Here is a 20829-nt window from a genome sequence, read left to right on the forward strand (position 1 = left end):
TCACCAGCCTACCGTATAGGACAACAGCCGGCTGATCTGCGCCATCGGCCGGCCCGACTCCTGCTGCCACTGATTGAAACAGTCCTGCACTTTTTGCAGATCCCGCTGTGCTGTGGGCGCTTTATCAATAATATCCTGAGCCTTAAGCGCCGCAACAACATCATCGGTCAGAATAAAGGTATCTTTTCCAATCTGACGCAAAAAATAAGCGCCTGACTTCCCTCCCAACTGCTGCCCCTGCTTCTTCAGCAATTGCCATAACCCGATAATATTGGTCACTGGCCAGTCCGCAATAAAATTAGCAAAGCTGCCATGTTGCGCCGCCAGCTCAGTCACCATCATCGCATTTGTACGCACCGATTTAATCTTTCCCCAGTGTCGGATAATCTGATCATTCTGCATCAGGTTCTCCAACTGATCATCGCTCATCAAAACAATCTTATCGGGATCAAAACCATAGAAAGCCTGCTCAAACGCTGGCCACTTTGCATCAACTACCGAATGCTTGATCCCTGCACGAAAGACCCGCAGGCAGATTTGCGATAACAACCGGTCATCCCCCATCGCCCTGAGCTCTTCGGCAGATTTGACCTGTGGCAGCAGCGCTTCAACATCCTGGCCGGCTTTATGGGCCTCCACATGCTCATAGAGCCATTTAAAAGACTTCACCAGTCAGTCCTCCTCTGAGTGAAAATCGATAGCAACTGAATTGATACAGTAACGCATACCGGTGGCGGTTGGCCCATCGGGAAACAGATGCCCAAGATGCGCACCACAGTTGCTACACACCACCTCGGTGCGGATCATCCCGTGCGAGGTATCCTGGTTTTCGGTAATATTCTCAGCCACGGCAGGGGCATCAAAACTGGGCCAGCCACATCCGGCATCAAACTTATTATCACTGTTGAATAACTGCTCCCCACAGGCGATACAATGATACTTTCCATCCCTGAAAAACTGATCATACTCGCCAGTGCCTGGCCGCTCAGTACCTTTCTGCCGACAGACATAATATTGCTCTGGCGTCAGTTGATCACGCCACTCAGATTCAGTCTTTTTCACTTTAAAATCATCACCAGCCATAAGAAACTCCGATACAGAAAGGTAAAACAAAAAGATCGATCTGTTACTGTGCAACTTCTGTGAAACAGCGTATTATTCCGGGCCTTCAGTAAGCGGTTACACAGTAACAATATGCCCCGTACTGATAATAGAATATTACAGGACACCACTACAGGATTAATCCATGTCCGTTATCAGAAAATCAAATAAACTGATCAACGTCTGCTATGACATCCGTGGTCCCGTCCTTCAGGAAGCCAAACGTCTTGAGGAAGAGGGCCAACGCATTATAAAACTGAATATCGGCAACCCTGCCCCGTTTGGTTTTGATGCGCCGGAAGAGATTGTTCAGGACGTTATTTACAACCTGCCTTCAGCACAGGGCTATTGTGATTCCAAAGGGCTGTTTTCCGCCCGCAAAGCGGTGATGCAGGAGTGCCAGAAAAACGGTATCCGTAATGTCGCCATTGAAGATATTTATCTGGGCAACGGCGTCAGCGAACTGATTGTTATGGCGACGCAGGGCCTGCTGAACGATAACGATGAGCTATTAATCCCAGCCCCCGACTATCCACTCTGGACCGCCGCAGCCAGCCTCGCTGGCGGTAATCCGGTTCATTACCTCTGCAATGAAGAGAAAGGCTGGACTCCGGACATTGATGATATCCGCAGCAAAATCACCGAACGCACCAAAGGGATTGTGGTTATCAACCCGAACAACCCCACCGGGGCAGTCTACCCGGAAGCGGTTTTACGCCAGATTATTGCGCTGGCAGAAGAGTTTGGTCTGATCATTTTTGCGGACGAGATCTACGATAAGATAACTTACAACGGCGCCCGGCATATCCCGATGGCCTCGCTGAGCGATGATGTTCTCTGCATCACCTTTAACGGATTATCCAAGGCCTACCGGGCCGCTGGCTTCCGCTCCGGCTGGATGGTACTGACCGGCCCTAAGCATCACGCCCGCGATTATATTGAAGGTCTGGAGATGCTCGCCAGTATGCGCCTCTGCGCTAACGTGCCAGCCCAGCATGCGATCCAGACAGCGCTGGGGGGATACCAGAGCATTAACGAACTGACAGTGCCCGGTGGACGCCTGCACGATCAGTGTCAGCTTGCCTGGCAGAAGCTCAACGACATTCCCGGCGTCTCCTGCGTTAAACCTCAGGGGGCCCTCTACCTGTTTGCCAGACTTGACCCGGAGATCTATCCGATTAAAAACGATGAAAAGCTGGCGCTGGATCTGCTGCAGCAGCAGAAGGTACTGATTGTTCAGGGCAGTGGTTTTAATGTCCCGGACACCCAGCACTTCCGTCTGGTATTCCTGCCACGGGAAGATGAGCTCTGCGAAGCCATCGATCGTATTGCGGTGTTTCTGAAAAACTACTCACAGGAATAACCCTTTTCAAAAGCGATCAGATGATCGCTTTTTTTATTTCTGAATCAGGCTCTATACTTAGTCACCTTTCTGTTATAAAACAGACATATAATCTGGCGGCGTTACAGCTTTCCAGTGCGAAGGAAGATCTGAATAGGTTTAATTGATTCTGTGTTGTTAATGAACAGCCAGAGGCACGAACTGGTCGCATCCTCCTTAACAATAACTCACTCTCGCGGAATCAGTATGTTTATTAAGATCAAGAAAAATTGCGGTATCTACATGGAACACAACGGCATGGAAAAAAACCATATCATGCCAGTCACCAGTAACTTTCTGATCAATCTGGGTCATGCAGCAGAAATCTCTTTCTACACCATCAAAGAGACCAAGACCCGCTTCGATCTTGAAAACCACCAGATCACCGTGCCACCACACACCCGAGTTATCCATCTACAGATGGCTTATCGCTATTCCAGCACAAAAGAGAAGATCGGTGATGCCAAAGGCAGCGTTGTTGAACGCAACTTTTACAAGTTCTACTTCAAGCCTGAAGAGATGGGACAGTACGAAGAGCTTCGCTCCCATATCGAAAAACACGTACTCAACCTCTGATCCCACCAACCGATTCGGTAGCAGGAATAGTTCTACCGGATCGGCACCTCCCATAGTGAGATCCATTGTTATTGCAAAATGACAACTTCCACCTGATTCTGAAAGCATTGTTACTCAGTTCGTCAGATAACAGAATTGCTGTTATTCCGAACTCAAGAGGATGAGGCTATGGAAGTCAGTGAGCTATTGCAACAAACCCATAAACTGCCAAATGTTCCCGACGTCGTACGCGAACTAATTCTGCAACTTAACAACCCCAAAGCCGATTACGGCGTTATCGCGGAAAAAGTGATCCATGATCAGACGCTGTCGCTGAAGCTTCTGCGCCTGGTTAACTCGGCACACTTTGGCCTGAGTCGAAAAGTAACGTCAATCAATGAAGCTATCATCATGCTGGGCATGGCGCAGCTGAAAACGATGGTGATCGCCTCTGGTTTTGCCGGCTCGGTGAAACAGGTTGAAGGTCTTGATATCAAGCAGTTCTGGGCTGAATCCTTTCAGGTGGCGGCACTGGCTAAATGGCTGGCAGAAAAGAGCACTGCTGTGGATCCCGATACTGCGTTTACTGTGGGTCTGATCCATAATATTGGCCGGTTGCTGCTGCATCTGACCAAACCAAAACTCGCCGAAGCAATACAGAAACTGGTTGATGAAACCGACTGCGATCGCTCTGAAGCAGAGAGAGTGAGGCTGAACTTCACCACAGCAGAAGCCGGCGAAGCACTGTTGCGCTACTGGCAGTTCCCCGCCAGCCTGAGCGAAGCGGTGCGTTACCACAAACAGCCTTTCGACGCCGATCCCCCTACTCCTTTGAGTGCGATTGTGAATATCGCCTGCTATATCAACACCTGCATGCGTAAAAAGCTAACCACCGAAGAGGTGATTGCGATGTTCCCTGCCGCAGAAGCCGAGCTGGCGGGATTACCCCCGCATAGCGCATCAATCTCAGAAGACGCGATGCAGTTGCAATCAGGCCTTGAGGTGCTGATATAAGGAACAGGGATAAAACGGTAGCCAGTGTTTCAGGCACACAAAAAAGGCAACCCGATGGTTGCCTTTTGACAAGCGACTCAGCTGAGGACAGAAGCGTTATTCCTGAAACCGCACACTGTGAACCGCTTGTAATATATGATCGACATCACTCATCGCCCGGTGCTGGCGCAACTGCGCCTTACTGATAAACTGATACTGAATCATCTCTTCAGGGCTGAGCAATTCTCGCAATCCCACTAAGCGAAACGCCATTTTCTGTCCCGCAGCAACAAACAGACGCTTAAGCCAGAAATAATCAAATTCCCAGGCATCACTAATAACGTCACACCCCTGCAATGCTGCATTCAGTCGATTGCAGGCAGTTTCAGCACTCACCCCTTGCTGACGCAGCTCAGTACGACACAGACTATGTATCTCTTCGGCAAACTCATCCCAGAAGGTCCAGCCAGGAACTGAATCCGGGTTGATCAAAAAACTATCGCTCTCATCAGCAGTACTTTTCCAGGCAACTTCAATAGGATAGGAGTCCGGCCCCAGACCACTCGCCTCCAGATCCAGGCAGATCAGATTCATAACATTCCCGCTTTAAACACACTTTACTTTCAGACTGTTCAGTCAGTCTTTTTTAAATAACAAAACCTTCAGCGATTGCTCTGGATCCTGATCCGGAAAGTCATCCGGATTTGCAATACGTTCACAAAAACTAAACTCAGGACAACAATCCTTAACCAGCTGCATAAGGAAGTCACTACCCAATTGAGGGTAGTTAAGACACAACAACACTTCACCTTTATCAGCGGTCAGATCAGGCAGACGCCTCAGTACTTTTCGATAATCATCGGTGGCAACAAAACTGCCTCGCTGAAAACTTGGGGGATCAATAATCACCAGATCGTATGGTCCCTCTCGCCTGAGTTTACCCCAGGAACGAAACAGGTCATGGCCTAAAAACTTCACCCGCTCCACAGACAACTGATTAAGACAATGATTTTGTCGTCCGCTACTGAGTGCGCCACGACTCATATCCAGGTTAATAACGCCATCGGCTCCACCGGCCATAGCCGCAACCGAGAAACCACAGGTATAGGAGAACAGATTCAGAACCCGCTTGCCCAGGCTGTTTTGCTTAACCCAGCGACGCCCCTCACGCATATCCAGAAACAGACCACTGTTCTGGTTTTTTAATGGCTGCACAACATACTTCAGCCCCAGCTCAGTCACCGTCAACCCCTGATCCAGCGCCTCATCCCCGGTATTCCACAGTACCTCGATACTATTTTCCCGTCGATAGCGGTGCTGGACCACCAGCGCATCGGGTTTAAAGGGACTTTGCAACTGTTGAAAATAGCAATTCAGCGTCTCAATCAACTCAGCCGGATGCTCGCTGAATAAGCGGATTATCGCGACCGGAGGCAACAGATCGATGACCAGTTGCTCATATCCGGGGTAACAGCGACCCCGGCCGTGAAACAACCGCCTGACCTCCCCCGCAGACAGATCGAGCTGCGTGGAGATAGAATCAAAAATTTCCTGCATCCGAGATCCGCCGAGGTACATTTTACGTAAAAAAGTCGCGATTATAGAGACGCACAGACGACAGGGCCAGTTATTTATCCTCCCAATCAGCAAAGTGGTTGAAACTATTTCCCTTCGCCTATATCTATATCATCAACTTAATTAATAAGAGCTAACTGAATCATGATGCGAATCGGTCTTTTCCTGTTAACCAACATTGCAGTCATAGCACTTGCCAGTGTGACCCTCAGTTTCTTTGGTGTGGGATCAATGCTACAGGCAAACGGTGTCAATCTTGATCTGGGTAATCTGCTGATCTTCTGTGCCGTGTTTGGTTTTGCGGGCTCTTTTGTATCGCTGTTTTTATCTAAGTTCATGGCAAAAAACAGCACCGGAACTGAAGTGATCACTCAGGCACGCAGTGCTGATGAACAGTGGCTGCTGGACACCGTTAAAGAGCTGGCCGATCAGGCCGGTATTGGCATGCCGGAAGTGGGTATCTTCCCAGCCCAACAGGCCAACGCTTTCGCCACCGGCTGGAATAAAAACGATGCTCTGGTTGCCGTCAGTCTGGGATTGCTGCAGCGCTTTCGCCGGGAGGAGATCAGAGCCGTTCTGGCACACGAGATAGGCCATGTTGCCAATGGCGATATGGTTACCCTCACCCTGATTCAGGGCGTCGTCAATACTTTCGTAATGTTCTTTGCGCGCATCATCGGTCATTTTGTCGACCGGGCAATCCTGAAAAATGAACAGGGTCACGGCATTGGCTATTTCATTACAACAATTGTCGCTGAAATAGTGCTGGGCATCCTGGCCTCAACCATTGTTGCCTGGTTCAGCCGTCGAAGAGAGTACCGGGCGGATGAGATGGGAGCGCAGCTGGCCAGCCCGCATGCCATGATCGGAGCCCTGCAACGTCTGAAAGCCGAATATAATGTGCCTGATCAGATGCCGGAAACGCTCACTGCATTTGGTATCAGCAGCCATCTTAAAGGGGGGCTGATGGCGTTACTGGCAACCCACCCTCCCCTGGATGACCGTATTGCCGCCCTGCAAAAGCGCTAACCCGTTCAGCTAAAAACCACCTGCCATACGCCCCACATGGGGCGTTTTTTTGTCATAACACAACCACCACCATCACCCCCTTGCTGCGCCCCTGGCATCCTGCCAGCTTAAATGATTCTTTAGCATTCTTTATGCCTTTTACCATCTTTTCTTTCTTCAAAAATATTCATATAAACAATCGTTTGATATATAAAAATTCATTTTACGCCTGCGAATCTTGTCCCATAATCTGGTTAGACGCGAACCTGCAGGGCAGGCGGGTTTGATCATGTAATTAATCAGTATTGGCTAATTCTGATAAGCACTATCTAAAGCCAACTTGCATGTGAAGAGCGGAGCCATGACAGAGAAAGAAAAACAAGACACAGAACTTCTCGATCTAGCAGATGACTGGGAAGATGATGAGATTGAGATCGATGCTAAAGAGAAAAAGTATTGCTGTGATGCTGAGAAAAGAAGACGTATAGAGCTACTCATGGAACAACGCAGACTCGAACGCGAACTACGTGAATTCTACGACGACTAAGGGCAGCATCCGCTGCCCTTTTCAGTTTCTCTGTTGCCCCACCATCCCCCATTCACATCGCCTCGATACTCGCCAGCGGCAAACACATCTCCGCATGTAATATCCCTGTTAACAAAGCTTAATAGGGACGTCACGCTATCGTCACCCTTAAAGGTTTTTATTTACCCATCATAAAAAACGCAACCCGGGTAACTATCGATGAGTAGCAAAATCCGTCTGGACGACCTGTCAACCGAAGCTCTTGATGAGATGGACAACGATTTTTTTAAAAGCCCTGAACCAGAACGACAAAAAAAGGGCGGACGTCGAAACCGTAAACGTCAGATGATAGAAGACTATATGGAGGAACGTTCACTGAAGCGCCGCATCACGGAGTCTTACGAACTGTTCTGAACTAAGTTCCACCCAGCCCGCAGCAACAATCAGTGTTGCTGCTTTTTAACGCTGCTTTGCCCTGCCCCTTTACGTTTTTTAGCCGGACGTGAAGCAGCGCTTTTTTTACCTTTCACTGCGGCTCTTACAGCTGCCCGTGGGCGGTCACCAGATTTGACCGCCCCTCTGCTATTCTCACGACGCTTAGGCTCCTCAGCGGGCGCTACCAGCTGTCCAGGCCGGGTTCCGATGAGATCCTCCCGTCCCATCTCCTTCAGTTTAACCCGCAGTGCAGGCCAGTTCTCAGGATCATGGTAGCGCAACAGCGTTTTATGAGCCTTACGCTGATCTTTATCCCGGGGGATATAAAGGGGTTCGCTTTTATAAGTCACCTGTTTCAGAGGGTTTTTCTCTGAGTGGTACATCGCTGTCGCCAGCGACATAGGTGACGGATAAAAATTCTGTACCTGATCCACCTTAACGTCATTCTGTTTCAGCCACAGAGACAGATTGAGCATATCTTCATCCTCACAGCCCGGGTGAGCGGCGATAAAATAGGGGATCAGATATTGCTTCTTGCCCGCTTCCTGAGAGAAGCGGTCAAACATCTTTTTAAAGTCGTAGTAGGTATCCATACCCGGCTTCATCATCTTACTGAGGGTATTTTGCTCACTGTGTTCCGGAGCAATTTTCAGATACCCCCCGACGTGGTAGGTCACCAGCTCACGCACATATTCCGGGTCTTTAACCGCCAGGTCATAGCGCAGACCGGAAGCGATCGCGACATTGTGGATCCCCTCCATTTTCCGGGCTTTACGATACAGCTCGGTGGTCCGGCTATGGTCGGTATCCAGGTTCTTACAGATGGTCGGATAGACACAGGAAAGCTTTCTGCAGTTCGACTGAATTTCATCATCGTTGCAGTTGAGGAAATACATATTGGAGGTCGGCCCCCCCAGGTCGGATATAGACCCGGTAAAGCCTGGTACTTTATCCCGTATCTCTGCAATCTCATTCAAAATCGATTCATGGGATCGGCTCTGGATAATCCGCCCTTCATGCTCGGTAATCGAACAGAAGGTACAGCCGCCAAAACAGCCGCGCATAATATTGATTGAGAAGCGGATCATATCGTAGGCAGGGATCTTCTGTTTACCATAGCGCGGATGCGGCACCCGCTGATAGGGCAAACCGAATACCCCATCCATCTCCGGTGTTTCAAGAGGGATCGGTGGAGGATTCACCCAGACCTCTCGATTACCATGCTTCTGAATCAGCGCCCGGGCATTATGCGGATTGGATTCCTGATGTAACACCCGTGATGCATGCGCGTACAATGCAGAGTCCTTAGCAACCTTATCAAACGATGGCAGACGGATATAGGTTGTTTCCGGCGTCAGCTTCTCTTTACGTTTAAGGGGCATAGGGATGATGCGAATGGGGGTCACCTCATCACGCGTCTGATCACTGTTAGCAGCTACAGAACTGTCCGCCCCACACCGTTTTGTCGTGGGGTCGAGCAACTTATCGACGCCACTCTGATCGTTTCCAAAATCGTACGGGTTTGGCAGTTTGTCGATATTTCCGGGCCAGTCTATGCGGGTTGAATCCAGTTCAACAAAGCCCGCCGGTGGCTGCTGGCGGATATGTACTGTGCCGCGAAGATCCCAAAGATCATCAACACTTTTGCCCGCAGCAAGCCCATGACTGAGTTCAACAATTGCCCGCTCCGCATTGCCGTAGAGCAGAATATCGGCGGTCGCATCCAGCAACACCGAGCGACGCACTTTATTGCTCCAGTAATCATACTGTGCAATGCGGCGTAAACTGGCTTCAATCCCGCCCAGCACCACCGGCACATCACTCCAGGCCTCTTTACAGCGCTGGCTATAGACAATAACCGCCCGATCTGGCCGGCTGCCGCCTTTCCCCCCTGCGGTATACGCGTCATCATGGCGTAGCCGCAGATCGGCGGTGTAGCGATTGATCATCGAATCCATATTGCCGGCAGTCACACCAAAATAGAGATTAGGCTTACCCAGCGCCATAAAATCATCCGCGCTGCGCCAGTCTGGCTGAGCGATAATGCCTACTCTGAATCCCTGCGCCTCAAGCAGACGCCCCATAACCGCCATACCGAAACTGGGGTGGTCAACATAGGCATCACCGGTGACGATAATAATGTCACAGCTATCCCAGCCGAGTTGCTCCATCTCCTGCCGACTAGTCGGCAAAAAGGGCGCGACGCCGAAGCATTCAGCCCAGTAGCGGGGGTAGGAAAACAGGTCAGGCGCGTTTTTTTTCATGGAGATATCAGCGAGACAACTTAAAATCGGGGAGATATTGTCGCAGAAAGCTCCACTAACATATAGTATAAAAGTTGTGCTCTCCCTATTAAGCCCACCCATATCGGATGGGCGTAGAGGGATAATCATAGTAAAATAGTCAGGAATAAACGAAAGCGATCAGAAAAGCATTGACCGATATGAAGCGAGACAACGCCTCCCAGCCCGTTACCGTCATGACCCGGGAGAAACCAACGCCACCTGCCGACTTCGAATGTTGTGAAAGCGGATGCTCCCCCTGTGTCTGGGATACTTATTATGAGGAGCTGAATATCTGGAATATCGAACAGAAAGCTCTCAGAGAGGCGACCCAACAACACAGTGAAACAGAACAGAGCCAATAACACAGGAAGCTGAACTGATGACGCCAAAAGCACCGATTATCTACCGCACCCGGATCAAACCAGAATGGCTTGATTACAACAATCATATGAATGTTGCCTATTACGTTCTGATTTTCGATCTGGCGGGCGTAGAGTTGGTAAGTCAGTTGGGGTTAAGTGAAGCCGTCACTGAACAAACCGGAATATCCTGGATGGTGCTGGAAAACCACATTACCTACAACAACGAAGTTATACTGGATCAGCCTGTTGAGATCCGCTGCCAACTGATCGATCACGACAGCAAACGCCTGCACCTCTACTTTGAGATGTACGCCCATACCGATCAGGGAGTTGAATACCTTGCAGCAACTCTGGAGCAGATGGCCATGTGTGTTGATCTGAACAGCCGTAGTAGCTGTGAGTTTCCTGCGGGGGTGACCGAACAGATAGATGCAATGGCACAGCTGCAGGCGGATCTGCCCAAACCTGCCAATATCGGCCGTAAAATTGGAATCCGGCGCCGCTAACCGCCAGTCACAACCATCCGCCGGGCCAGCCTCCTCTTACCCCGCTGACAAAATAGCGCTAAGCTATGCCATTTTGGAATGGAGGCAGCGTGGATATTGAAACCCTGGAGAGAGCCGCTCAACGCGGCATTATCTCCCACAAACAACTGCAGGAACTGATCGCGTTCAGTACCGCGCAGGATAACGACGAACCCACAAGCGAAGAACAACTGCGCTTTATCCGTAACTTCGGCGATATTTTCATCACCTTAGGCGTTCTGTTTGTCGCCTTTTCTATCGCTGCAATGCATCTCAGTCAGCTCCAGTGGCTGCTTCCCGCAGCGCTGTTTCTGGGTGCTGCAGAGTGGCTGGTACGGGTTCGCAGGCTGGCGTTGCCAGGTATCGCTATTCTCATATCGACACTCTACTTTTTGAGCAAAGCACTTGGAGTCTCCCAGTTTGAAACAGCAACCCTGCAGTTTCTGACGCTCAGCGTTTGCTCGCTGCTATTCTACCTGCGTTACCGTATGCCGTTCAGCCTGTTACCTGTGGCGGCGGGCCTGGTGGCTGCCACGGTCAGCAGTGTCGGCATCGATATGTTCAGACACCAGTTACTCTTCACGGCGATGGGCCTGATCGTTTTCCTGGTGGCAATGAGTTTTGATGCGCAGGATCGCAAACGACAACGGAGCGCCGGTGATTGTGGATTCTGGCTTCACCTGCTGGCCTCACCACTGATTGTCCATGGTATGATGACCACCCTGTTATTCAGCCATGCAGGGGTGCTTGATGCAGGCAGCAACCGCGAAATTGCACTATTACTATTTTTCATTCTGTTTCTGTTGACCGCCCTGTTTGTTGACCGCCGGGCAATGCTTGTCTCCAGCCTTTCTTATGCGATCTATGCAATCTTCAAGGTTGTCAGCAGTAATATTCTCGACAGCAACAACCTGCCACTGGTGATCTTTATTGGCTTTGGTGTGTTTATTGTCCTGTTCGGCACCTACTGGTACAAGCTGAGACGCCTGATATTCGGCCCACTTCGGGGTAGCTGGCCTGCCCGCTTTGTACCCGAAATATGAAATATGAAACAGGAAACAGAGAGCTGAGCTCAGTCATTATAGTTAGCTCAGATACCTTCGATGGTATCTGAGTAGTCAGATGACGGGGGCCTTAAACATCTGCAATATGTATCACAGCTGAATCAGGCTGACATTTATGCTGAAAAATCATCCACTGACACCACCTCCCTGTTCAGCTTAGGTAAGGGTTTATTGCACTAATATCTAACCGTAAAAGAGGTGATATTATGAGCAATTTAAAAACGTTACCCGCATTGATACTCTTTCTGGCCCTCATTGGTCTGCCCCTCAGCAGCTCTGCTGATAGCCGGGTCACTATCCATAGTGGGATCACAATCGACAGCGGCAATCTGCGACTCTATATCGGTGACCGGCATCTCAGCAATTATCGATATAATGACCGCCACCACAGACATTCGGATTACCGGTCTGGCTATCACCGGCCGGGCTATAACAGATCTGAACGGTTCGGTTCAGGATCACATTTGAGATCTTATTCAACCATTGTGTATCCGGGACGCTACCCTCACTCTTATGTTGTTGAACCCAGTCACAGATATCATTCAGACAGACGTTCACACCAGCACAGAAAAATCTACCGTCATCATGACAACCGCAGATTTCACCATCGACGATCATATGGAGGCTGGTAAACAGGACAACTCAGCTATCGCAACTCAGTTTGTAAACCCGGGCAACCGGTTCCGTTCAGGATACAGATCATAAAAAAACGCTTTGCCCTCCACTGCCGGGCCTGCAAAAGGTACAATGACTGCCGTTTTTCATCAGCCCGGCGGTAACTTAAGTGCAAAACCTATACAGCCACACAAAACAAGCCTTCCTCACAGCAGATCCTGATCTGAAGATCGAACTGACGCGACAAACCGTCAGCCGCTGGAATGCCGGTAAACTGGAGTGGCGCGACGGCGAAGAACCAGAACAACTGAATCAGCCCGGTCAGCCAGAAAAACCGGAGATAGTCGCTCCTTCTGAAGTCAACAAGCGTAAGTTTGGTAAAGAGGAGGGGCGCGCAGCGCTGATCCATGCCCTCGCCCACATTGAGCTGACTGCGGTTAATCTGGCGCTGGATTCGGTCTACCGTTACCGGGGAATGCCCGAAGCGTTTTACGCAGACTGGATGCAGTGTGCTGGCGAGGAAGCCAACCATTTTATCGCACTGCGCGGGCGTCTGAGAGAGATGGGTTATGACTACGGCAGTTTTAAGGCCCATGGTGAGCTCTGGAGCATGGCGGTCGACACCGCCGATGATATGCTCGAAAGGATGGGGATCGTTCACCGGGTATTTGAAGCCCGCGCTCTGGATGTAGTGCCAAAAACCATTCAGAAGTTTGACCAGCTAGGCGATAAAAAAATGGTTGATATCCTCACCATGATTGCCAACGAAGAGGTCGGCCATGTGAGTTCCGGCACCCGCTGGTATCACCACCAGTGCCAACAACGCCAGTTGGATCCGGATAAAACCTTTATCGATCTGCTGTGGAAATATATGAAAGGCCCGTTAAAAGGTCCTTTCAATCACGAAGTAAGAATAAAAGCAGGCTTCTCAGCGCAGGAGATGAAGATGATTGAAAGCATGGGCAAAACCGACTAAAACAGATCGGTTTGCCTGATTTCAATTTAATCATGGTAAAACACCCTAAAAATCACAATCAATTTAGTGATTATTTAACCCTTCAACCATTACCCAATTTGAGTATTTTCTCAAACTCCTTTGATCTGGATAAATTGCACCACGACTAAAACAGTATACACTGAATTATATCCGGGCCCCTCTATATACCGACGCTAGGTTCTTTCCAGCAGAGCCTGACCCTTGCAGGTGGGCCCGGATCCTCCCCTCTTTCAGATCAAAACTGTCACCGAAAACATATTTAAATTCAAACCGTTAGCTTAAAGAACTGACCCTCAGACTCAGGTGATTGATATTATCACTGAGAAACAACTCCCCATCGCTGATGGTCAGCGAAAGCTGCATACTCCGGCTAACAAAATCATCAAGCCGGGTAACGTCACTATCATGAAAACGCCAGGCCTGAACCTTGGGCAACTCATTAATCTGCCGCCCCTGTTTGTCCCACCAGATATCCACCTCCCTGCCGTAGGCATACAGCGAGATTTTAGGTGCACGGCTTACCGCCTTGCGTAACCGTTCGGGTGACGCCTGCCCCAACTCTATCCAGTGCTCAACCATTCCGTCAGGACCCACCTGCCAGAGTTCCGGCTCATCAGTGCTGGACAACCCCCGGGTAAAACTCAGGTCCGGGTGATAATTAATGCCATAGACCAGCAGGCGCACCATCATCCGTTGTAATGTTTCGGAGGGATGCTGCGCCAGGGTCAGATGGCAGGTTTCATAGCAGTGGCGGTCCGTATCACTTAACTGGAGTTCAACTTTATAGATGGTTGGCTTAAGCGCCATAGGATTTAACCTTTTCGTGGGGCATTTATTGGCTCTGATGCGCTATTATAGCGGTTTACTCTCAGGATAATATCGCTATATGAAATGTCGTTCAGGCTGTGGCGCCTGCTGTATCGCCCCCCAGATCAGCACTCCGATTCCGAATATGCCCAATGGCAAACCAGCGGGAGTTCCCTGCGTCAATCTGGATAAATCTTTTAACTGCACTATCTGGAACAGCACTGACTACCCATCGCTGTGCCGGGCATTTCAGGCGGCTGAAGAGCACTGCGGTGACAACAGACAGGAGGCGCTGATCACGCTCATCCAAATGGAGAGGGAAACCGCACCGGATATTTGACCACAACGGCCAATACGCTACACTAGCCCACCTCTGGGATAAGCCCGGATTGACTCCTGAGTTTACTGTTACATTAATATCATCGGAAACTGCCGCAATGGATCTTAAATTTCTCGCTATCCGTGAACTGATAAAAGAAGTCGACGACAGCGTTGCGACCATCAGTGACAAGGGTGGTGCTATAAACGTTAATGATCCGATGGCACAGCAGCTGTTTAATGCGCTGGTATCAGCCTATGGACGTCGTGCAGCACTGACCCATGGTTCCTTTAATGATGAGAACAGTGAGGGTTACCCCTTTATCTCAGGATTCAAAAAATTTATCGACAGTACTCCGGATGAAACCAGTTTTCTGAACCTCTGCGATCAGGCCCTGGCCCAGTTGGCAGCGTCACTGCAGCAGCCCTCCGCCCGTGCGGCGACAGGTGGCTATGTGATCTTCATCTACTATTCATCGGATGTATTTGATTATCTGCTGATCGGTTTGGTTGGCGATAAAACCGGCGTTGCCTTTGATCAGGAGCTTAACCCAACCAAGGTAATCGAAGTTGATCTGGAAAAATTGCATCAGGCCGCCAAGATCAACATCACTACCTATAAGGAGGGCAGCGACAGCTATCTGAGTTTTATTGGCACGCGGCGAAAAGGCGATATTACTCACTATTTTTCCAACGCCCTGGGGTGCACCGATGTCGTGCCCTCTAAGAAGTCCACTTCTGACCTGATCAAGGCAAGCGAAGATTTCTGCCGCCATTATCAACTGCAGGAAAAACAGGAAGAGATTGTTGAGGACGTCGTCAGCTACCTTTCCCGTCAACGCGATGATAAACAGTCCGCCTACCTGCCTGATGTTGAAAAAATCTTTGACAGCCACATGCCACCTGAACAGGCACAACAGGCCAGCGGTAGTTTCAGCAAATTCGCTAACTCCGAAAACTATCAGGTCAGTCAGGAGTTTCAGCCCCATACCAGCACCATCAATGCCTATACTCAGGTAAAAGCAAAGATGGACAACTGGCAACTGGATTTCTCCCGACGCTCTCTTGGTACGCTGAACAGTAACAGTGAAATTGAGTTTGACCCAAACAGCAACTCGATACGAATCAACCGGCTGTCAACCAAGGTGATAGAGCAACTGAAACAGGCCCTCGATCTGGATGACTAGCCCTGGGCACTGCTCTGTAAGCAAATCATTCTCTCTGCCGTTATTCTCCCCATCAATAAAAGCGGCAGTCCCTGAAACGGTCACGCCGCTTTATTCTCCCTGTCACCAAATAGTCATCTCAGGCTGCTAATCTGCACCCGATAAATATTTTTTTGTGCGCCGCACAAAATACTTGACGGTGTTACTTTTTCAACTAAAATAGTTTTCATTGTGCACCGCATCATAACCTAACGGAGACTACGATGATTAACACAACTTTTGATTTCAAAAAGCCTTTAGAATCTGCTCAGACTCTGATGGGTCTGCAAACCTCTACACTGACTAAAACCGTTGAACTGCAGAAGAAGTCCGCTGAAGAGCTGGCTGCTTTCTTCAAAGGTGAAGCTGACAAAGCTAAAGAACTCAAGACTCCAGAAGAGTTCTTGAAGTTCAACGTTGAATCTAACAAAGCTCTGTACGAGCTGCTGAAGACTCAGGGCGAAGCATTCAGCGCTCTGGCTAAAGAGTCTGGCGAAGAGACAATGGCTGAAATCAAGAAACTGGCTAGCTAATAGCGAACCGCTTCTGAGAAACCCGGTAGTGAAAACTACCGGGTTTTTTTATATCCGGGCAAGACAGAGACCTGCCATCTCACACTTTTGTGCACTGCACAAAAAAAGATTTGACTTCCCTGTTGAGATCCCTACAATAGACTTCATTGTGCACCGCAACATAAATTTACTGGAGAACTACCATGACTAACACAATCGACTTCACCAAATCATTCGAATCTGTAAAATCTCTGATGGAGATGCAGGCTGCAACTATCACTAAGTCTGTTGAGCTGCAGAAAAAAGCTGGCGAAGACCTGGCTGCTTTCTTCAAGACTGAAGCTGAAAAAGCTAAAGAACTGAAAACACCTGAAGACGTTGTTAAGTTCAACGTTGAAGCTAACACTACTCTGTTCGAACTGCTGAAAGCACAAGGCGAAGCATTCACTGAGCTGGCTAAATCAGCAAGTGAAGAAGCGATGGCTGAAGTATCTAAATTAGCTAAGTAAATTTCACTTAGTTCCCTTTAAAGCCCTGCTGATGCAGGGCTTTTTTTTGCTTCTGAAATTCCTATTTCTGACTTCACCCAGTCATATAAAAGTAGTACATTTGCGGGCCAATTCAGTAATGGAAGGTGACCCCTTCCCCTATCAGGCTTTGCAGATGAACCTTAACGAAATGATTGTTGTCGGCAGTGAAGAGTGGTGTGCGTTCCCCAGCCTTAGCATCCCGGCAATTAAAGCCCGTGTTGACTCAGGTGCTAAAACCTCTTCGGTACATGCGGTCAACATCCAGCCATTTAAACGGGACGGCAATCCCTGGGTTTCCTTTGATATGCACCCTTTGCAAAAAAATCTGAAGGTCACTGTCAGATGTGAAGCGAAGGTGATTGACCGTCGAACAGTGAAAAGCTCAAGCGGAGATGCGGAGAAGCGTTATGTCATTCGCGTTCCTCTGAAACTCGGTGGCGATATCTGGGAAATTGAGCTGACACTGACCAACCGGGACAGTATGGGTTACCGGATGTTGCTTGGCAGGGAGGCAATGGAGGGTATTCTCGTTAACCCCTCTTCCAGTTTCTGTCAGGGTAATCTGACCATTGAAGAAGCGAAAAGAATCTACGATGTCACAGAAACCAAATCCAGCGGCCTGAAGATCGGTCTGCTGGCCAGTAATCCTGATCTGTATAGTAACCAGCGGATTATTGAGGCTGGCGAAGCCCGTGGCCATGAGATGATGTTTCTTAACATCAAGCAGTGCTATATGAAAATGGACAGGGAGCAACCGGAGGTTCACTATCGGGGTGGCACGGTATTAAATGATCTGGATGCAATCATCCCCCGCATACGCCCGAGCATGACATTTTATGGCTGCGCCCTGACACGCCACTTTGAAAGCCTTGGGGTGGCAACTCTCAACGGCTCAATCGCCATTACTCAGTCTCGCGATAAACTGTTCTCACTGCAGTTATTGCAAAAAAATGGACTTGATATCCCCACTACCGGCTTTGCTAACTCGCCAATCGATACTACGGACCTTATAGAGATGGTGGGTGGTGCGCCGCTGATCGTGAAGCTATTAGAAGGGACTCAGGGGCGTGGCGTGGTGCTGGCAGAAACCCGTAAAGCGGCTGAATCAGTAATCAATGCGATAAAATCCCTGCGGGCTAACTTGCTGGTTCAGGAGTTTATAAAGGAAGCCGATGGTAAGGATCTGCGTTGTTTTGTTATCGACGGAAAGATTGTAGCGTCCATCGAACGGGTGGCAGCGCCGGGAGAGTTTCGCGCCAATATCCATCAGGGCGGCAGCGCCCGCCTGGTTAAGATAACCCCCGAGGAGAAGAAACTGGCGCTCCTGGCGGCTAAAACGCTGGGGCTGAGAGTGGCGGGAGTCGATATCATCCGCTCCAGAAAAGGGCCTCTGCTGCTGGAGGTGAACTCCTCACCCGGACTTGAGGGGATAGAGAGCGCCACCAATATTGATGTCGCTGGTGCAATGATAGATGCTATAGAGAAGAAGCTTCACTGGAAAAAGCCAAAAGGGGTGGATTTATAACCACTCGCCTGACCCGTTGCTGCTGAATTGGGCTAAAAAACGCTGAAACGAAGCGGTTACGACTGATAGCAAAACCCTCGATAGAGGGTTTTGCTATTGATGTTTGTCCGGGCTTTGAGCTACCGTTGTGCGCTCCAGTTGATAACGCTCAAGCTTGGCTCTTAAGCCCACCCGGGAAAGCCCCAACTCTCTGGACGCCTGGCTTTTATTCCAGCGGTTACGGATCAGGGTTTCTCTGAGAATACGTTTTTCCAGCGTTTCGATACGATCCTTCAGGCTGCCATCCAACCCCGCCAGCAGTTCCAGTTCGCCCCCCTCCTCCTGCGGTGCAGCCCTCAACACCCGGGGGGACAGCAGATCGGCACCAAGATAGTCGCCATCGGACAGTACCAGCATGCGCCGAACTTCATTCTGTAATTCCCGGACATTACCCGGCCAGCAGTACGATTGCATGCAGGCCAGTGCTTCACCGGTAAACCCTTTTACCGGCTTATCGAACTCTGCCATCGCTTTATCCAGAAACCCCTGCGCCAGCATTGGAATATCCACTTTTCGTTGCGCTAACTCTGGCAGCGTCAGGGTGACCTCGGCGAGCCGGAAATAGAGATCCTGACGAAAGCGTCCGGCACGCACCTCCTCTTCCAGATCCCGGTTGGTAGAGGCGATCACCCTGACATCGACCTTGCGGCGCTGAAAATCACCCAGTGGCCGGACCTCACGCTCCTGCAGCACCCGCAATAGTTTTACCTGAAAAGCCGGAGTGATCTCGCCGATCTCATCGAGAAAAATAGTGCCACCATCCGCCTGTTCAAACATTCCCATATGATCTGAGATCGCCCCGGTGAAAGAGCCCTTCTTATGACCAAACAACTCAGAAGCCAGCAGCTCATCCGGCATCGCGCCACAGTTCTCAACCACAAAGGGTTTATCGGCTCTCAGGCTGTTGTAATGCAACGCCCTGGCAAATAACTCTTTACCGGTACCGGAGGGACCGGTGATCAGCACGGAAACATCAAAGGGAGAAAAACGGGCAGCCTGCTCACATAGCTTATTCAGCGGACTGTTCTCACTACGCCGGATCTCGTCCATCTTAAAACCGGATTTAAGCAGCGCTTTCTTATGGTTGATATTGCGTTCCACCTGCTCTGACGTCAGACGCATCTCCATGGTCAGCAGCTCGTTTTCATTCTGTAACTGACACAGTTTGCAGGCGTTGCGCACCACCATCAGCAGATTATCCGGGTGCCAGGGCTTGGTAATGTACTGATAGATCCCCGCGTCGTTCAGACCGCGGATAATATCTTCCGAATCGGTATAACCAGAGAGAATCAAGCGCGCCGGTTCCGGCCAGCGCCGCCGCACCTCGGTCAGAAACTCAACGCCCGTAACACCAGGCATACGCTGATCGCAGAGAATCGCTTCAACACGACTATCCTCCAGGATTTTCAGTGCATCCTCTGCGCTGCTGGCCGTCAGAACATCAAACTCCTCATCCAGCGTCCGCTCAAGGGTTTCCAGCGAGCGGATCTCATCATCAACACAGAGTACTGTCGGCCGTTTTTGAGTCTGCATCGTTACACCATCTCCTGCAGCAGCGAGATCTGGTTGTTCAGTTGCTCAATTCGCTTTTGGATTCGGGCAACCCGGTGTTGCTCGATCCAGTTTAGCCAGTCGTCCATCCCCTCGCCGGAGCGGGCAGATATCTGAATAACTTCGATATCAGGGTTCACCTGCTTTGCCGCTGCAATGCACTGCCCGACATCGAAATCCAGATAGGGCAGCAGATCGGTTTTATTCAACAACATCAGATCGGCTGCATAAAACATATCAGGGTATTTAAGGGGTTTATCCTCGCCTTCGGTGACTGACAGAATCGCCACTTTATGCGCCTCACCCAGATCGAATGCAGCGGGACAGACAAGATTACCGACATTCTCAATAAACAGTATGCCCCCGGCCAGATCATCGAAACGTTCCAGCGCATGACCCACCATATGCGCATCCAGATGGCAGCCTTTACCAGTGTTCACCTGTACCGCTGCAACACCGGTTTCGCGTATCCGGTCAGCGTCGTTAGCGGTTTGCTGATCCCCCTCAATCACCGCCACCGGGCAGCGACCTTTTATTTTCTCGATACTCGCGGTCAACAGCGATGTTTTTCCTGATCCGGGGCTGGAAACCAGATTCAGCGCAAACAGATTCAGCGCTTCAAAACGCTGCCGGTTTTGTCCGGCATAGCGATCATTTTTACCAAGAATATCCTGCTCGATCTGCACCATACGGCTCTGGCTCATGCCTGGCGCGTGGGCATGGGCAGCGCCCTGACCGAAATGCAGGTTATTACCCTCAGCTACAACCTCTGTTTCAGCATGGCTGTGATGATGGCCCTCCTCAGCATGGCTATGTTGATGATGCCCTTCCTGATGGTTGTGTGAATGAGAATGCCCATGATGATGCTGGTGTCCCTCGATTGAAACCTCGCCTTCACTGCAGCCGCAAACTGTACACATG

24 protein-coding genes and 1 pseudogene are annotated in these 20829 nt (G+C 50.0%); 16 read left to right on the plus strand and 9 right to left on the minus strand.

All coding sequences use genetic code 11. The features are described from left to right. Together OCU43_RS13040 and msrB are read right to left on the minus strand one after the other, a co-directional pair. Positions 1–669 (minus strand): DNA-3-methyladenine glycosylase I, encoded by a 669-nt coding sequence (locus tag OCU43_RS13040; RefSeq protein WP_091355888.1) that lies wholly within the window; start codon positions 667–669, stop codon positions 1–3. 3 nt (positions 670–672) lie between these two features. Beyond that, complete coding sequence (msrB, locus tag OCU43_RS13045) at positions 673–1083, minus strand: peptide-methionine (R)-S-oxide reductase MsrB (RefSeq protein ID WP_091355891.1); 411 nt, start codon at positions 1081–1083, stop codon at positions 673–675. 163 nt (positions 1084–1246) lie between these two features. On the opposite strand from msrB, the gene OCU43_RS13050 reads away from it, so the two are divergent. From OCU43_RS13050 to OCU43_RS13060, 3 genes are all read left to right on the plus strand, one after another. Then, positions 1247–2464 (plus strand): pyridoxal phosphate-dependent aminotransferase, encoded by a 1218-nt coding sequence (locus tag OCU43_RS13050; protein ID WP_091355893.1) that lies wholly within the window; start codon positions 1247–1249, stop codon positions 2462–2464. A gap of 225 nt (positions 2465–2689) precedes the next feature. Next, positions 2690–3058, plus strand: a complete 369-nt coding sequence (locus tag OCU43_RS13055) for a hypothetical protein (protein WP_091355896.1) — start codon at positions 2690–2692, stop codon at positions 3056–3058. A 168-nt stretch (positions 3059–3226) separates the two neighbouring features. Further along, positions 3227–4051, plus strand: a complete 825-nt coding sequence (locus OCU43_RS13060; RefSeq protein ID WP_091355898.1) for an HDOD domain-containing protein — start codon at positions 3227–3229, stop codon at positions 4049–4051. A gap of 96 nt (positions 4052–4147) precedes the next feature. Here the strand turns inward: OCU43_RS13060 and OCU43_RS13065 are convergent, their stop codons facing one another. Both OCU43_RS13065 and OCU43_RS13070 read right to left on the minus strand, forming a co-directional pair. After that, positions 4148–4624 (minus strand): 3'-5' exonuclease family protein, encoded by a 477-nt coding sequence (locus OCU43_RS13065; RefSeq protein ID WP_091355900.1) that lies wholly within the window; start codon positions 4622–4624, stop codon positions 4148–4150. A 42-nt stretch (positions 4625–4666) separates the two neighbouring features. Then, positions 4667–5587: a class I SAM-dependent methyltransferase gene (locus OCU43_RS13070; protein ID WP_091355903.1), complete on the minus strand. Its 921-nt coding sequence runs from the start codon at positions 5585–5587 to the stop codon at positions 4667–4669. Between the two features lie 162 nt (positions 5588–5749). On the opposite strand from OCU43_RS13070, the gene htpX reads away from it, so the two are divergent. The 3 genes from htpX to OCU43_RS13085 all read left to right on the plus strand — a co-directional run bounded on the left by htpX (position 5750) and on the right by OCU43_RS13085 (position 7553). Further along, the gene (gene htpX, locus OCU43_RS13075; RefSeq protein WP_091355906.1) at positions 5750–6634 is read left to right on the plus strand and encodes a protease HtpX; all 885 of its coding nucleotides are present in this window, start codon (positions 5750–5752) and stop codon (positions 6632–6634) included. Positions 6635–6974: 340 nt separating this feature from the next. After that, complete coding sequence (locus OCU43_RS13080; protein ID WP_091355909.1) at positions 6975–7160, plus strand: PA3496 family putative envelope integrity protein; 186 nt, start codon at positions 6975–6977, stop codon at positions 7158–7160. Positions 7161–7358: 198 nt separating this feature from the next. Beyond that, positions 7359–7553, plus strand: coding sequence for a PA3496 family putative envelope integrity protein (locus OCU43_RS13085; protein ID WP_091355911.1), 195 nt, complete (start codon positions 7359–7361; stop codon positions 7551–7553). 29 nt (positions 7554–7582) lie between these two features. On the opposite strand, the gene OCU43_RS13090 is transcribed toward OCU43_RS13085, so the two are convergent. Continuing rightward, positions 7583–9838 (minus strand): YgiQ family radical SAM protein, encoded by a 2256-nt coding sequence (locus OCU43_RS13090; protein ID WP_091355913.1) that lies wholly within the window; start codon positions 9836–9838, stop codon positions 7583–7585. A gap of 179 nt (positions 9839–10017) precedes the next feature. On the opposite strand from OCU43_RS13090, the gene OCU43_RS13095 reads away from it, so the two are divergent. The 3 genes from OCU43_RS13095 to OCU43_RS13105 all read left to right on the plus strand — a co-directional run bounded on the left by OCU43_RS13095 (position 10018) and on the right by OCU43_RS13105 (position 11788). After that, the gene (locus tag OCU43_RS13095) at positions 10018–10221 is read left to right on the plus strand and encodes an oxidoreductase-like domain-containing protein (protein ID WP_091355916.1); all 204 of its coding nucleotides are present in this window, start codon (positions 10018–10020) and stop codon (positions 10219–10221) included. Between the two features lie 17 nt (positions 10222–10238). Then, complete coding sequence (locus OCU43_RS13100) at positions 10239–10727, plus strand: thioesterase family protein (RefSeq protein WP_091355918.1); 489 nt, start codon at positions 10239–10241, stop codon at positions 10725–10727. Positions 10728–10816: 89 nt separating this feature from the next. Continuing rightward, positions 10817–11788, plus strand: coding sequence for a hypothetical protein (locus tag OCU43_RS13105; RefSeq protein ID WP_091355921.1), 972 nt, complete (start codon positions 10817–10819; stop codon positions 11786–11788). Between the two features lie 245 nt (positions 11789–12033). Here OCU43_RS13105 and OCU43_RS13110 read toward each other — a convergent pair whose 3' ends face one another. Further along, positions 12034–12204: a hypothetical protein gene (locus OCU43_RS13110; RefSeq protein ID WP_175483462.1), complete on the minus strand. Its 171-nt coding sequence runs from the start codon at positions 12202–12204 to the stop codon at positions 12034–12036. Between the two features lie 389 nt (positions 12205–12593). Between OCU43_RS13110 and OCU43_RS13115 the strand changes: the two genes are divergently transcribed. Further along, entirely contained in the window at positions 12594–13400 is an 807-nt protein-coding gene (locus OCU43_RS13115) for a ferritin-like domain-containing protein (RefSeq protein WP_091355927.1), read from the plus strand. 294 nt (positions 13401–13694) lie between these two features. Here the strand turns inward: OCU43_RS13115 and OCU43_RS13120 are convergent, their stop codons facing one another. After that, positions 13695–14228, minus strand: a complete 534-nt coding sequence (locus OCU43_RS13120; protein WP_091355929.1) for a YaeQ family protein — start codon at positions 14226–14228, stop codon at positions 13695–13697. A 79-nt stretch (positions 14229–14307) separates the two neighbouring features. Here OCU43_RS13120 and OCU43_RS13125 point away from each other — a divergent pair, with 79 nt between their 5' ends. From OCU43_RS13125 to rimK, 6 genes and pseudogenes are all read left to right on the plus strand, one after another. Beyond that, on the plus strand, positions 14308–14568 hold the full coding sequence (locus OCU43_RS13125) for a YkgJ family cysteine cluster protein (RefSeq protein ID WP_091355932.1): 261 nt from the start codon (positions 14308–14310) through the stop codon (positions 14566–14568). A gap of 97 nt (positions 14569–14665) precedes the next feature. Beyond that, on the plus strand, positions 14666–15733 hold the full coding sequence (locus tag OCU43_RS13130) for a nucleoid-associated protein (protein WP_091355935.1): 1068 nt from the start codon (positions 14666–14668) through the stop codon (positions 15731–15733). 242 nt (positions 15734–15975) lie between these two features. Next, the gene (locus OCU43_RS13135) at positions 15976–16284 is read left to right on the plus strand and encodes a hypothetical protein (RefSeq protein ID WP_091355938.1); all 309 of its coding nucleotides are present in this window, start codon (positions 15976–15978) and stop codon (positions 16282–16284) included. A gap of 182 nt (positions 16285–16466) precedes the next feature. Beyond that, the gene (locus OCU43_RS13140) at positions 16467–16772 is read left to right on the plus strand and encodes a hypothetical protein (RefSeq protein ID WP_091355940.1); all 306 of its coding nucleotides are present in this window, start codon (positions 16467–16469) and stop codon (positions 16770–16772) included. Between the two features lie 169 nt (positions 16773–16941). Next, positions 16942–17337, plus strand: a pseudogene (locus OCU43_RS13145) (ATP-dependent zinc protease family protein); the annotation flags it as partial. A 75-nt stretch (positions 17338–17412) separates the two neighbouring features. Beyond that, positions 17413–18318 (plus strand): 30S ribosomal protein S6--L-glutamate ligase, encoded by a 906-nt coding sequence (gene rimK, locus OCU43_RS13150; protein WP_217647406.1) that lies wholly within the window; start codon positions 17413–17415, stop codon positions 18316–18318. Positions 18319–18411: 93 nt separating this feature from the next. Here rimK and OCU43_RS13155 read toward each other — a convergent pair whose 3' ends face one another. After that, positions 18412–19890: a sigma-54-dependent transcriptional regulator gene (locus OCU43_RS13155; RefSeq protein WP_091355944.1), complete on the minus strand. Its 1479-nt coding sequence runs from the start codon at positions 19888–19890 to the stop codon at positions 18412–18414. Positions 19891–19892: 2 nt separating this feature from the next. Continuing rightward, positions 19893–20828, minus strand: a complete 936-nt coding sequence (hypB, locus tag OCU43_RS13160) for a hydrogenase nickel incorporation protein HypB (protein ID WP_091355946.1) — start codon at positions 20826–20828, stop codon at positions 19893–19895. Between the last annotated feature and the right edge of the window lies 1 nt (position 20829).

Origin of the sequence: Amphritea atlantica, assembly GCF_024347255.1 — a bacterium.
GTDB classification, from domain to species: domain Bacteria; phylum Pseudomonadota; class Gammaproteobacteria; order Pseudomonadales; family Balneatricaceae; genus Amphritea; species Amphritea atlantica.

Excerpts from the sequence above, each read along its gene's own strand:
- OCU43_RS13055 (WP_091355896.1), top strand. The coding sequence starts at position 2,690 with ATGTTTATTAAGATCAAGAAAAATTGCGGTATCTACATGGAACACAAC.
- OCU43_RS13100 (WP_091355918.1), top strand. The coding sequence starts at position 10,239 with ATGACGCCAAAAGCACCGATTATCTACCGCACCCGGATCAAACCAGAA.
- OCU43_RS13140 (WP_091355940.1), top strand. The coding sequence starts at position 16,467 with ATGACTAACACAATCGACTTCACCAAATCATTCGAATCTGTAAAATCT.
- OCU43_RS13065 (WP_091355900.1), bottom strand. The coding sequence starts at position 4,624 with ATGAATCTGATCTGCCTGGATCTGGAGGCGAGTGGTCTGGGGCCGGAC.
- hypB (WP_091355946.1), bottom strand. The coding sequence starts at position 20,828 with ATGTGTACAGTTTGCGGCTGCAGTGAAGGCGAGGTTTCAATCGAGGGA.
- OCU43_RS13085 (WP_091355911.1), top strand. The coding sequence starts at position 7,359 with ATGAGTAGCAAAATCCGTCTGGACGACCTGTCAACCGAAGCTCTTGAT.
- OCU43_RS13090 (WP_091355913.1), bottom strand. The coding sequence starts at position 9,838 with ATGAAAAAAAACGCGCCTGACCTGTTTTCCTACCCCCGCTACTGGGCT.
- OCU43_RS13095 (WP_091355916.1), top strand. The coding sequence starts at position 10,018 with ATGAAGCGAGACAACGCCTCCCAGCCCGTTACCGTCATGACCCGGGAG.
- OCU43_RS13080 (WP_091355909.1), top strand. The coding sequence starts at position 6,975 with ATGACAGAGAAAGAAAAACAAGACACAGAACTTCTCGATCTAGCAGAT.
- OCU43_RS13120 (WP_091355929.1), bottom strand. The coding sequence starts at position 14,228 with ATGGCGCTTAAGCCAACCATCTATAAAGTTGAACTCCAGTTAAGTGAT.
- msrB (WP_091355891.1), bottom strand. The coding sequence starts at position 1,083 with ATGGCTGGTGATGATTTTAAAGTGAAAAAGACTGAATCTGAGTGGCGT.
- OCU43_RS13155 (WP_091355944.1), bottom strand. The coding sequence starts at position 19,890 with ATGCAGACTCAAAAACGGCCGACAGTACTCTGTGTTGATGATGAGATC.
- htpX (WP_091355906.1), top strand. The coding sequence starts at position 5,750 with ATGATGCGAATCGGTCTTTTCCTGTTAACCAACATTGCAGTCATAGCA.
- OCU43_RS13130 (WP_091355935.1), top strand. The coding sequence starts at position 14,666 with ATGGATCTTAAATTTCTCGCTATCCGTGAACTGATAAAAGAAGTCGAC.
- OCU43_RS13050 (WP_091355893.1), top strand. The coding sequence starts at position 1,247 with ATGTCCGTTATCAGAAAATCAAATAAACTGATCAACGTCTGCTATGAC.
- OCU43_RS13070 (WP_091355903.1), bottom strand. The coding sequence starts at position 5,587 with ATGCAGGAAATTTTTGATTCTATCTCCACGCAGCTCGATCTGTCTGCG.
- OCU43_RS13135 (WP_091355938.1), top strand. The coding sequence starts at position 15,976 with ATGATTAACACAACTTTTGATTTCAAAAAGCCTTTAGAATCTGCTCAG.
- OCU43_RS13110 (WP_175483462.1), bottom strand. The coding sequence starts at position 12,204 with ATGTCTGTGGTGGCGGTCATTATATCGATAATTGCTGAGATGCCGGTC.
- OCU43_RS13125 (WP_091355932.1), top strand. The coding sequence starts at position 14,308 with ATGAAATGTCGTTCAGGCTGTGGCGCCTGCTGTATCGCCCCCCAGATC.
- OCU43_RS13060 (WP_091355898.1), top strand. The coding sequence starts at position 3,227 with ATGGAAGTCAGTGAGCTATTGCAACAAACCCATAAACTGCCAAATGTT.